General features: G+C 39.4%; 7 protein-coding genes. 4 read left to right on the top strand and 3 right to left on the bottom strand.

Annotated features, from left to right (window positions below):
• Positions 1–38 precede the first annotated feature (38 nt).
• Positions 39–881, top strand: coding sequence for a LytR/AlgR family response regulator transcription factor (locus ACGE0T_RS20760; protein ID WP_459188475.1), 843 nt, complete (start codon positions 39–41; stop codon positions 879–881).
• Positions 882–887: 6 nt separating this feature from the next.
• On the opposite strand, the gene ACGE0T_RS20765 is transcribed toward ACGE0T_RS20760, so the two are convergent.
• From ACGE0T_RS20765 to ACGE0T_RS20775, 3 genes are all read right to left on the bottom strand, one after another.
• Complete coding sequence (locus ACGE0T_RS20765) at positions 888–2,942, bottom strand: alpha-L-fucosidase (RefSeq protein ID WP_459188476.1); 2,055 nt, start codon at positions 2,940–2,942, stop codon at positions 888–890.
• A 199-nt stretch (positions 2,943–3,141) separates the two neighbouring features.
• Positions 3,142–4,437: a sulfatase-like hydrolase/transferase gene (locus ACGE0T_RS20770; RefSeq protein WP_459188477.1), complete on the bottom strand. Its 1,296-nt coding sequence runs from the start codon at positions 4,435–4,437 to the stop codon at positions 3,142–3,144.
• Between the two features lie 338 nt (positions 4,438–4,775).
• A complete protein-coding gene (locus ACGE0T_RS20775; RefSeq protein WP_459188478.1) occupies positions 4,776–5,147 on the bottom strand; it encodes a hypothetical protein in 372 nt (123 codons plus the stop codon).
• Positions 5,148–6,272: 1,125 nt separating this feature from the next.
• Here ACGE0T_RS20775 and ACGE0T_RS20780 point away from each other — a divergent pair.
• The 3 genes from ACGE0T_RS20780 (at position 6,273) to ACGE0T_RS20790 (ending at position 12,604) form a co-directional block, all read left to right on the top strand.
• Positions 6,273–7,403, top strand: a complete 1,131-nt coding sequence (locus ACGE0T_RS20780) for a Gfo/Idh/MocA family protein (protein ID WP_459188479.1) — start codon at positions 6,273–6,275, stop codon at positions 7,401–7,403.
• Positions 7,404–7,549: 146 nt separating this feature from the next.
• A complete protein-coding gene (locus ACGE0T_RS20785) occupies positions 7,550–10,714 on the top strand; it encodes a SusC/RagA family TonB-linked outer membrane protein (RefSeq protein WP_459188480.1) in 3,165 nt (1,054 codons plus the stop codon).
• A gap of 12 nt (positions 10,715–10,726) precedes the next feature.
• A complete protein-coding gene (locus tag ACGE0T_RS20790; RefSeq protein ID WP_459188481.1) occupies positions 10,727–12,604 on the top strand; it encodes a RagB/SusD family nutrient uptake outer membrane protein in 1,878 nt (625 codons plus the stop codon).
• Positions 12,605–12,641 lie beyond the last annotated feature (37 nt).

A 12,641-nucleotide genomic window follows, 5' to 3' on the forward strand; every position in this document is an offset into this window, starting at 1 on the left:
GTACATTTGTTTCTGAAATTCTTGAAAAAAGTGTAGGTATGCGAAATCATAAAATACCGGAATATTTCTATGAACGGTCGAACCTGGTCCGCCTTGTTTTACTGACGGCATTTTTTGCATTGGTATTCATCAATATTTATAAACCGTTCAGTTCATCAAATTGGTATCCGGTTTCCGAATTTAAGTTCTTTGTTTTCTCGAGCCTGATTATCCTTACCGGGGTACTGGTTGTTGTCATTAGCCGTATTGTAATGTATTATTGGGGCAGGAAACATGGAGTGACGCGTATGGGCTATGCGGTCTGGATTTTGCTGGAAATACTGTTCATGTCTTTGTTCTATACGATATATACACTCGTCCTCAATCCGGAACGGGAATATCTGGGAGTGTTTAAAGAGTCGGCGATAAATACCAGCCTGGTACTACTGCTTCCTTATTCGGCATTGCATTTGTATTTCTCCTATAAGGAAAAGGAAAGGCAATTATTGATATTGGCGGAAGAAAAGGAAGATGCGGCAAAGATGCAGAATGTGTTTTCTTTTTACGATGAGAAGAATGAATTGCGCCTGTCGGTGAAACGGAGTAATTTACTGTATATCGAATCGGCAGATAATTATGTTTGCATCTGGTATATGAATAAAGGGACATTGACAAAGTTTATGCTTCGTAATTCATTGAAAACGATAGAAGAGAGCCTTGCCAATACGAATGTGTTGCGTTGCCATCGTTCTTATATGGTAAATTTCGACCAGGTGAAGGTGATACGTCGTGAAAAGGATGGGGTATATATGGAAATGGGAATAGACGGTGTTCCCGATATTCCCATTTCCAAAACATATAGTGAAAAGGTCACGCATTGGTTTATGACCTATTCTTCCTGATTCTCCTTATTCCGTAATAACAGAAAACTCTGCGATACCGGCTTGTGGCGCATTATCCAGGATACTGGTTGCTACGAACCGGATTGTATTTCCGCGGGTGGCAGGGAAACGTATTTCCTGTTCCACCGGATTGTGTTTGATATTTGAAAACTCGCCTTCTGCCACTTTCTTATTATTTACATATAGCTGATAGTGGGAGATATGACCGCCTGCATCGCGTCCCTGGTTGGGAGTATACCGGAAACCGGAAATCATATGCTCTTTATTCAACCGGATGGTAATATCCCTGTTCCCTTTTGGCAGGTAGTAGGTGCTGTAGCCGTTTCCATCGAATATAACGGACGTTTTATCATCTTTCGGGCTGACCACAGTATAATCGGTTGAAGGAATATCCAGTTCCCGCATGGATACAGGGCTTGTCTTGTCGAATGTTTTGTCATAAGCAATCGCTTTGATGATTCCTTTTTGTGCAAAATCGAAGGGATCCGTATATACGGGCGAATCCTTGGTAGGTTCACTGCCGTCTGTCGTATAATGGATTTCGGCATTGCTGTCTCCGGTACTGATTGTTACTTTGTTGGAAAGGTTACGGGAAATAACCGGTTCTGTTATCAGGGCAGGTGCCAGGAATGCTTCTACATTATTGATACATAAAGGACCGCGCGAATCAGTAAAATTGATTCGTATTTTCTCTGCTGATACGGTATGGAAGCGAACAATACGTTTATAACCTACGGTAGTCGTGGAATCTGTTGCTTTTACCGGATACCATTTGCTTTCTTTTTCATATTCGATATTAAATGATTTTACGCGTTGCCCCAATGGAATGTATTCCTGGATAAGTAAACGGTTTACATCCGACTGGGTGGGTAGTGTAAATGTTAATGTGCCGGTTGTTACACCGTCTTCCGTCGCCCAATACGTGTCCCAGTTTCCATCGTTTGCTTTGCTGGCACTGTATTTTCTTCCTCTTACTGAGCTGGCTTCGGCATATGCTCCTTTTAACAAATCGGTTTTCATATCGTTCTGAATCGTTTGGAACCATTCAACGGCACGGATAGAATCGCCTGGAGCTATTTTCCCGTTTAAGGCTACAGGGAAGTTCAGCAAGAAATTCGAGTTGTGACCGACACTCCGGTAATAAAGGTCGACCAGACGTGCCAACGATTTTACCTGATGGTCTTCACGTGCGTGATAGAACCATCCCGGGCGGATAGACACATCGCATTCGCCTCCCAGCCATTCGTCTCCGTCTTCCATTCCCCACTGGCTTTGGCGGTAATTGGTTTCCTTTTCCGGCGAATAAAGACTCCACTGGGTGTCTCCTGCCCAGCCTTCTTCATTGCCAATCCAGCGAATATCGGGTACGGTTCCTCCGAATATCATGGCGTTCGGATGATATTTTTTTATCGTATCGCGGGCTACCTCGTATTTGTAATATGTTTTTGCATCAATAGAGCGGGTTTCATTGGCTCCTCCGTACCATCCGTTCCCTCCGTTGGCTCCATCAAACCAATATTCGAACAGCGGGCCGTATTGAGTGACCAGTTCATGCATCTGGGCATGGAATTTTGTTACATATTCCGGTGTACCGTAATTCGCGCTGTTGCGGTCCCAGGGAGATAAGTAAAGACCGAATTTCAACCCGTGTTTCCGGCAGGCATCCGATAATTCGCGGACCATATCTCCTTTACCTTCTTCCCACGGGGAATTTTTTACACTGTATTCGGTAGTTGCTGTGGGCCATAGGCAAAAACCGTCATGATGTTTTGCTGTCAGGATAACTCCTTTTAATCCTGCAGCCTTGATGGTACGTACCCACTGGTCGCAGTCTAAATCTGTGGGGTTGAATGTTGAGGCAGGCGTATTGCCATATCCCCATTCCAAATCATTGAATGTATTTAGGCCGAAATGAACGAAGGCGTAAGTTTCCATTTTGTGCCATTCCACTTGTTCGGGTGTGGGAACCGGCAATACAGGTGCAGGAGCTGGCGCTTCTTTACATGAAAGCATCATGCTTAATCCAAACCCGAAGAGTAAGAGCGAATTTGTGTTTTGCATTGTTTGTTAGAATTTATGTTTGACATTGCCAAAGATAATCATTTTTCCGGTTAGTCCGATTGCATGAAAAACATATCCTTGTACTCCTTCCAAAAACACACATTTTACAAATCATAGTTATGGTTTTTCCAATTCATAGTTATGATTTCGGAAAACCATAACTATGAATCCCCGGATCGGTCGTATTTTTGTGGCAACCTTATTTCAAATCAGGGTTTATTAATTTTCCCGCATGCTTGCGGAATGAATCGTTGAACCAGTCGATAGCCTGTTTTTTCAGTTTTTCCGTTATTTTTGGGTTTTGCTCGGCGACGTTTGTTGTCTCGTTTATGTCTTCGGCAATGTTGTAAAGTTCAACCATACTTCCATCGTAGTTTACGAGAAGTTTCCAGTCACCTTCACGAACTCCAATATTCGGGCTACGTGTCTGATAGGCATTGCGGGGAAGTGGTTTGCCAACGAAATGTCTTCCAAATTCCCAGTAAATAGGAGTTTTTCTTTTACCGTCATATTGGCCGAGGAAAGTTTTGCTCATATCCTGCCCGTCAAGTTCATACCCGTTGGTCAAAGGCTTTACGTCTGTCAATGCACATATTGTAGGGAAAATATCTGTACTGCAAAGAGCAGTTGCATTGTTGATCTGGCCCGCTTTTATTTTTGCTGGCCAACGGACCATGAACGGCATACGTATCCCTCCTTCGTATAAAGTGCCTTTTTGCCCCCGCATACCTGCCGTACGTTCATTTTTGTAGCTTGGGTGAGGGCCATTGTCGCTTGTAAAGAGAATAATGGTATTGTCAGCTATACCGAGTTCCTCTAATCCGTTCAGTAATCTTCCGATTTGCTTGTCCAGCTCTGCAAGTACCGGGACAAAGTTTACCTGTTTTTCCCAGAAGCCGTTTTTCCCTGTCTGTTCGAATGTTTCTTGTGAAGGAACATAGGGGGTGTGCATGTCATCGGGCCAGAGGTTTACATAGCAGGGCTGTCCTTTATGACGTTTAAGAAAATCTAATGTTTTGTCTACAAAATATTCGGTTCTTTTCCAGCGTTTGATACTGTCCTGATCGCTCCATATCCAGTTTGAAGCTGTGATAAGTGGATCTGGGTCCGGACTCTCCCATGTAGAACTGTATTCGTCAAATCCATATTCTGTAATTTGTGGTTCGTTCACAACATCGCGGCCTCCCCCCATGTGCCATTTCCCAAAATGTCCAGTGGCGTATCCTCCGGCTTTCATTGAGCGTGCCAGAGTAGGTGCATCCGTAAGCAGGAAATCATTTGATTGGTTGTTGTAATTGGCTTTTCTGTCGTTGAGGAATGTGGTGATACCCCATTTGGTAGGGAACATTCCGGTAGTTACTCCTACTCTTGATGGGGAACTGATAGGACATGCAGTATAATATTGATTGAACTGTATACCCTCTTGGCCTATGCGATCCATGTTCGGTGTAGGAGCATAATGTCCTCCGAATGCTGTTATATCTGAATATCCCATATCATCTATATATATATAAGGATGACATTGGGTTTCATTTCTTGTGCCCCAGGATTATTCCCATTACATGCTACAGCTACCAATGCGGTCATCGGTATGGCTGCTAATCTTAAATTTTTATTCATATTGTTATTCGTTTTAAATTAATTCATTCTGTTTTTTTGAATTTGAGTTTTACGTCATTGATCCATATCGAAGAACCAGGTTCGGACTCGCCAAAATAGAACACGAGTTGCCAGCGTCCTTTTCGGGGTAGTTTGATATGATTAAAATTATACTTTCCGCCGTTTTTTGACAATTCTTACCGGAAGTGGGTCTTTCGGTATCGATGGTCTGTTTTATATTTTTGGTTTGTGCATCTTTAGGGTTCCATTCTCCAAAATTATCCTTGAAATAGATAAAGAGGCTGGAGGGAGGTTAAGATGATTTCCTATTACGTCTCCAAATTCGAAAAATCTGAAATTCTTAAGATCTTTATATGCTTTCATAGGAAAATTTAGCAAGGGAGGAAGTTTTCCAGTTGGCTCAGAACCTTTATATTTAAGAGTTGTAGGAGATCTTGCCTGTTTATGTATATAGTAATTTTGAGGTTGTTGTTGAGATATTCGAATACATATCCTCGAAGCTGAGATTTTAGCTGAAAATATCCTGAGAGTAGAGACAAATAGCAATATAATTGCGAATCCTTTAAAAATAGATGTTCTAATCATTGTAAATATATTTATATTAATCTATAATTTTTTTTAAATCAATAAGTTATTGATTGTCTTTATAGTAACTTACATTATATATAATGTGCGGTAGGCAACGTGCCTGTTATGGTGTAGGTATGTTTTGTACTTTACTGAATTAAGTTCTGTCGTGGGACAGTAACCAATCAGAAGCTTATCAGAGTAATCTGTATGAAGTTAGTTACTCATTCCTGCTCTACTGGTAAATTTATCATTGAAGTATATGGATTCATACTTACATCCGCAATCTCGGTGTGAGATCGTCAACAATTATTACAAATGATATTGAGATGGATATTTTTCCATACTTGTTTTTATCTGTAAATTTGCTTACGACAAAAACTTGACTACTATGAGAGGTGCCAATACAAAAAGAGTTTTATCTCTTCAATGTTTTTGATGCGGTATTCCGCTGTGTATATGTTTTTTTGAATCCGTGACAAATATAAGTATAAATTTTACTTATTGTATATTGGTTATTGAAAAAAGTGAGTATAGTATTTTTATTGTGTAAATAGTTGGAATTTTGATTGGTGCTTTTTATTTACAAACATATTCTTTCTACATGATATTCTAGTGATGTTGATATATAGGTTTTTAGTGATAATCAGATTGTATATTTGTTAAGTGATGGGACTATACAAGTTTAAGTTTGATCTCTCTACGTAATAATTTCTTTTAGCGTTGCATAAAAATATAAATTATATTTTTATGCAAATGTGGTCGTTTAACAAAAATTATACAATAAAATAGCGCTTACTGTTGTTTTTTTAAAAAAGACATTCTATTTTTGGGTCATTGAAAAATCGGTTTTTCATGTAGTGTGTATGGAAAATTGAATCAATAGGAAAATAACAGTGCTTTACTTAATTTTTTTGTATAATCCTATCTGATAAATCTTCTTTTTCTAATAGGTAATATAAATTTTAAGCTGATTTGATAAAATATAAGATGAAATACTACTGTTGTTAACCAAATTTGAAAAATCGATTTTGTTAAATGAAACATTAATATAAACCATTAAATTAAAAAAGTATTATGAATGACACGAACAATTTGTCAAGACGTCGTTTCCTCGAGTTAAGTAGTCTAGCAGGCCTGGGTATGGCCTTTTCTAGTAGTAACCCGGTAATGGCATCCGTACCAACTATTGAGGCTGTTTCCGGGCAAAAATTTAAAATGGGTGTAATTGGATGTGGTAATCGTAGTAAAACAATTATTGGAGCTTTAAATAAGGTGCCGGAAATTGAAATTACAGCTTTATGTGACATTGTCCCTCACAAAATGGAACAACGCGCCCAGTTGATAAAAAGTAATGTAAAACCCAAGTTTATAAATAGTTTGGAAGAATTATTGCAACTTGATTTGGATGCAGTAGCTGTTATTACTCCTAATAATACACATAAAGATATTGTAATTGCGTGTTTAGAAGCCGGTAAAAACGTGTTTTGTGAAAAACCGATGGCTTTGACTGTTGCAGATTGTAATGAAATGATCGGAGCTGTCGAACGTACAGGCAAAGCATTACAGATCGGAACTCAGCGTCGTCATTCCAGCGAATATAAAAAGTTGGTAGAAGTGGTTCGGAATAAGCCAGTAGGGAAGATACTGCAGTCCAGTCTTTTTGATTATCGTGGAGACTGGCGTGTGCCGGCGGCTGACGAATATCCGTCAGGTACTCCTTATTGGAGGATGGATCAAGCTTTAAGTGGTGGTGTGGTTTATGAAATGGGAGCACATATTATTGATGTGAACAATTGGGTATTTGATAGTGAACCGATATCTGTTTGCAGTCTTCAAGGAGTAAATAATTATTCATTGCGTAAAAGAGACTCGAGTGATCATGCGGGCGTATTAGTTGAATATGCAAATGGCGCTTTGATGAATTATGGGGGAAATGTTTATAATTATGGGTCTAAGGCTTTTGATACGTTTTTTGGTGTAAATGGCACGATACAGATGGGAGCTGGTGAGATTGCGATCAAATATGGTAGTCCGAACGGATTTCCAAAGCCTGCCAATATGCCGAAACCGGAAGTAATTAAAACGACAGGTGTAGATCCTGCCGAGGGTGATGGAGTTACTATGCAATTAAAACATTTTGCTAAAGTTCTGGCAGGAAAAGAAAAAGCATATCCTGATGGATATATCGGACGTCAGACTATCCAGATATTGGAAGGTTCCGTTCGTGCAGCCCAAGAAAGAAGAGTGATAGATGTAAAGGACTTGGGATAGAAATAAATTGATTATCAGGGAAATATTTCGTTTATAAGTTCTTCTGTGTACCGGATATTTCCCTGTATATAGATTTTCTAATGGATGACTGAATATATTCAGTATTAAGGGTTATTGTTAATTATTACTTTTTATATCATGCTTTTATGAGAAAACACATTATTAAGCGTTTTTATACGTTTTTGATTTTGATGTCATCCTCGCTTGTTTCATATGCAAATATTTCCGATTTAGTTTCTGAAAGGGGAGTGATAGCGGATATGCAACCAATATCCCAGCAGAGTAGCCGGAAAATAACTGTAAGCGGACAGGTAATTGATGCAGGCACAAAAGAGCCTCTTATCGGGGCCACTGTAATGGTAAAAGGAAGTACAATCGGTACAGCTACTGATAGCGATGGAAAATTCTCTTTTCAATTAGAAAATGAAAAGGGCACACTTGTTGTTTCTTATATAGGGTTTACTGCAATTGAAGTTCCGGTTGATAATCGCAAAGTTATTCAAATAGAATTACATCCCGATTCTGATTTATCATTGGATGAAGTGGTGGTAGTCGGGTATGGTACGCAGAAGAAAGCAAATGTCGTAGGGTCTGTGACTACTTTAAAAGGAGCGGATATACAGTCTATTCCGGCAACATCCGTAACAAATGCATTAGCCGGACGTCTTCCGGGCGTTGTTGCTATACAGAAAAATGGAGAGCCTGGAAATTTGGGTTCCAGGTTGATGGTACGTGGACGTTCTACACTTGGTAATGATACCGGGCCATTGGTCGTTATTGATGGAGTACAAGGGCGTTCTATGGATGAGATTGATCCGAATGATGTTGCTTCGTTATCTGTATTGAAAGATGCTTCAGCTGCCATATATGGTGCACAGGCTGCTAATGGTGTTATTTTGATAACTACAAAAAGCGGAGAAGCCGGAAAACCAAGGCTGAATTATAATTTTTATCAAGGCTTTATGACTCCTACCCAAGTTCCGGAATTATGTAATGCGGCTGAATATGCAACCATGTTATCGGAGTATCAAACTTATAAAGGGGCGGCCCGTACGTATACGGATGAAGATATCGAATTATTCAGGAATGGTGCTGATCCTTGGGAACATCCGAATACGGACTGGTATGGTGAACTGATAAAAAAATGGACTACGACTATGCGTCATAATTTGACTATTGACGGGGGATTTAAAGGCATGACCTATTATGTATCTCTTGGATACAAGAAGGATGACGCCATTTATAAACAATCGTCTACGAAATATGATCAATATAATATCCGAGCAAAATTAAATTTCCCCATTACAAATTGGCTTAAGGTTGATCTTAATACTTCTTATATAGAAACACATCGTGTATTTCCATACAGGAGCGCTGGTGATATTATTGGTTCTGCTATCCGTGTTGTTCCGACAAGTCCGGCATTTTGGCCAAACGGATTACCTGGCCCTGATGTGGAGAATGGTAACAATCCTGTTGTAACATCTTCACTTGATGGTGGAAAGAATGACCAGAAGACTTATCGTTCTCAAAATACATTTAATGTGACTATAACACCGCCTTTTATTGAAGGTTTGGCGTTAAACGGCAGTTTTGATTACGATATTAATAACTTTTACCGAAAAAGATTCTATCATCCCTGGACACTCTATTATCCAAATTGGTCGGAAGCGACAAGAGATCCATCAACAGGTTTTATTATAGATATGCCGGTAGTTCCTACTTTAAGAGGCCTATCAGATCCTCGTAATACAGAGGATTATGAGCGTGTAATCAACAAGACTTGGAATGTGAATATAAATTATGCAAGAACATTTGGGGCACACAATGTGACTGCTTATTTGGGGTTTGAACAGTACACCAGCGATACGAATAATTTCTTGGGATATCGTGAAGGATATATATCTAATCTTGTCCAGATTATGGATGCAGGATCAAACCTGAATAAAAATACATCCGGAGGCATGACAATTTATGCAAGACGTTCTTTGATAGGAAGGTTTACTTATTCATTTAAAGACAAATATTTGGTAGAGGTATTGTATAGACGTGATGGTTCCTTGAAGTTCCCGCCGGAAAGTCGATGGGGTAATTTCCCCGGTTTTTTGTTAGGTTGGCGTGCATCGGAAGAAAGTTTCTGGAAACAACATCTTTCTTTTATTAACTATTTTAAATTAAGAGCATCTTATGGGGTGATGGGTATGGATCCGGGAGCATCTTTCCAGTATATCAACAAATATACCTTGGCAGATGTGAAAGGAATGGTGTTTGGTACAAAGTCCGATATAGAAACAACATTAGGACCTCCTACTATTGCCAATCCGTATATTACTTGGGAGACTCAGACAACTCAAAATTATGGTTTTGAATCCCAGTTTTTTAATGGTCTTTTCAGCTTGGATTTTGATTATTTTTATAATAAGCGTGAAGATATTCTGGCTGCAAGAAATGCTTCAGTCCCTGTATTTACAGGTCTTAAGTTACCTAATGAAAATATTGCACGTGTAGATAACAAAGGATTTGAGTTGGAAGCCGGATTTCATAAAACATTTAATAAGGATTGGCGTCTGGATATCAGTGGCAATTTTAATTTTAACCGGAATAAAGTGGTGTTTAAAGACGAACCGGAGGTAGTTGTCCCCTGGCAGGAAACGACCGGACATCCTTATGGAACAAAGCTAATGTATAAAGCGATAGGTATCTTTAGAGATAAAGAGCATGTGGATTCCTACCCTCATTGGTCTGGAGCTATGCCGGGTGATATCATATTTGAGGATGTAAGTGGTGATGGGAAAATAACTTCGGATGACCGGATCCTGATAGATAAAACAGATGCACCAGAAATTACTTATGGCCTTAATTTCGATCTTCGTTGGAAAAGTTTTACTCTCTCGGTTCTTTTCCAGGGACAAGGTACTTTCTATAAACAGAATATATCGGATGACCGCCGTGGAGAAGCAGGAAATTATTTTAAATGGCAATATGAAGACAGATGGTCTGTTGATAATATAGAGGGAAAGAACCCACGTCCTTTTAACCGGACAGACCAATACTGGACTTATGGTTCTAATATGAATACGTTCTGGCTGGATAATACAGCCTATCTGAGATTGAAGAATTTGGTATTAGGATATGATATTCCGGTTAAAATATTCAAGTCGATAGGTATTACAAGAGCAAATGTTTTTGTATCCGGCAATAATTTGGCACTCCTATATAGCGCAACTAAGAAATTTGATCCTGAAGTGGATGGTACGGGCGTTTATCCGGCCATGAGAACATTTGCAATCGGGGCGAATATATCCTTTTAAAAATGAATAGTTATGAAAACCATTAGATATTTATTAGCGATAATTATATTATTCGGGACTTCCTGTACCGATGTTCTTGATCAACAAGCAGTGGATTCTTTTAATGAGGATATCGTATTTTCTGATATTAATCTTGTTAAAGCTTATCTGGGAACCTGTTATAGCCAGATGGGGGGACCGAATGATGATGGTGTGCTCGGTATGCATAGGGATATGCTTACTTCAGGAACCGATCAATCTTTAAATCCTTTCCGTGCGCAAAACTATGTCCATCTTAACGGCAGGTTGAGTCCTGACCAATTGGGTTATTTTAATAATGATGCACATGGAGCATGGCTTTTATGGAGAAACCTGTATAAAAATATTCAAAACTTGAATATAATCTTGGCTCATATCGATGAAGTTCCTCTTAACACGACAAAGGATGAAGCCTTGTGTAAACAGATAAAAGGAGAAACGTATTTTATCAGGGCATTGATGTATACGCATCTTTTAATGATGAATGGTGGGGTGGTCCTGATTGATAAACCTTTTGATTTGAATGATGATTTTGGAAGTTTTAAGCGTTCTTCCATTTCGGATACGAAAGACTTTATTCTCCGTGATGTAGAAAAAGCGATTGAGTTTCTTCCTGAAAAAATGGAGCAGGGACGTGGTACAAGGGGGGCTGCTGCTGCGATTAAGTCGAGAATGTTGTTATTCTGTGCCAGTGAATTGACTAATGGTGGGTTTGAGCCGGATAACGAATTAGTCTCTTTCCCGGCCGGTAGTAGGAGAGCTTTGCTGGAAGCAGCCCGTGATGCGGCCAAAGATATTATGGATGGAAAATACGGTCATTATGCACTTGTAGGTAATACATCAGCACCGGCACTCCCTCTGACAGAGGTTCAGATACAAGAGTATGCTTCAACTTATTTTAATATATTTAACCAAAAAGGTGCTTGGAATAGCGAAACGATCTGGGGCATACAGTACCCTTTGAAAGACGGAAAGATAAACCAGGTAAATCTATGGAACGGACCGAATGGTTATCATAATTATGGAAATAATGAACCGGTTGAATGGTCTGTCCGTGAATTTGAAATGGCTGATGGTTCCAAGTTTGTATGGGACGCTCAATCCCCAGAGAATGAGACGATCCGGAAAGCGACAAAGGAAGAGTTGGCAAATAATCCTCTTTTAAATCCATATAATGGGAGAGAACCTCGTTTTTATGCAACTATCCTGTATCATGGGGCACCCTGGCAACAACGTCCTGAAGATGTTGCAAAATTAGAACCGAATAATTGTGTTCAGACGGGTCATATCTATAATCTTGATGGTTCTATTGCAAAATTTGGTGTTGATACACGACAAAGTTCCATTGATAATTGGAATGGAACAAAGACAGGATATTATATGAAGAAATTTATGGATCCGGAAACAGTCGGACAATACTATAATAATACAAATACCTGGGTAGAGTATCGTTATGCAGAAGTGCTTCTCAATTATGCTGAGGCTTGCATAGAACTGGGGGATAATGTTAATATCCAGAATGGTTTGTCGGCATTGAACCAGGTTAGACATCGGGCGGGTTTACCCAGTCGTGTTACCGAGAATCAATCTGAGGCCCGAACATATCTCCGCCATGAAAGAGCTATTGAATTTTTTGGTGAGGGACAACGTTTCTTTGATATCCGGCGCTGGATGATTTGTGATAAAGTAATACGGAATATTTATGCAATGAAAGTCAAAGAGTTCGTAAATGGTGATATGGAATGGTTTTTAGACTATAAAGCCAAAGAGGATACTCGAGAATGGAAAAATAATGCTTTCTATTGGCTTCCTATTACACGTGAAGAAATAAATAGAGCTCCTCAGCTACAGCAAAATCCCGGATATAATTAAAATGAAATAATTGTGACAAGTTGAAAGTTCAAACAGT

This window comes from Parabacteroides sp. APC149_11_2_Y6 (genome assembly GCF_054506995.1).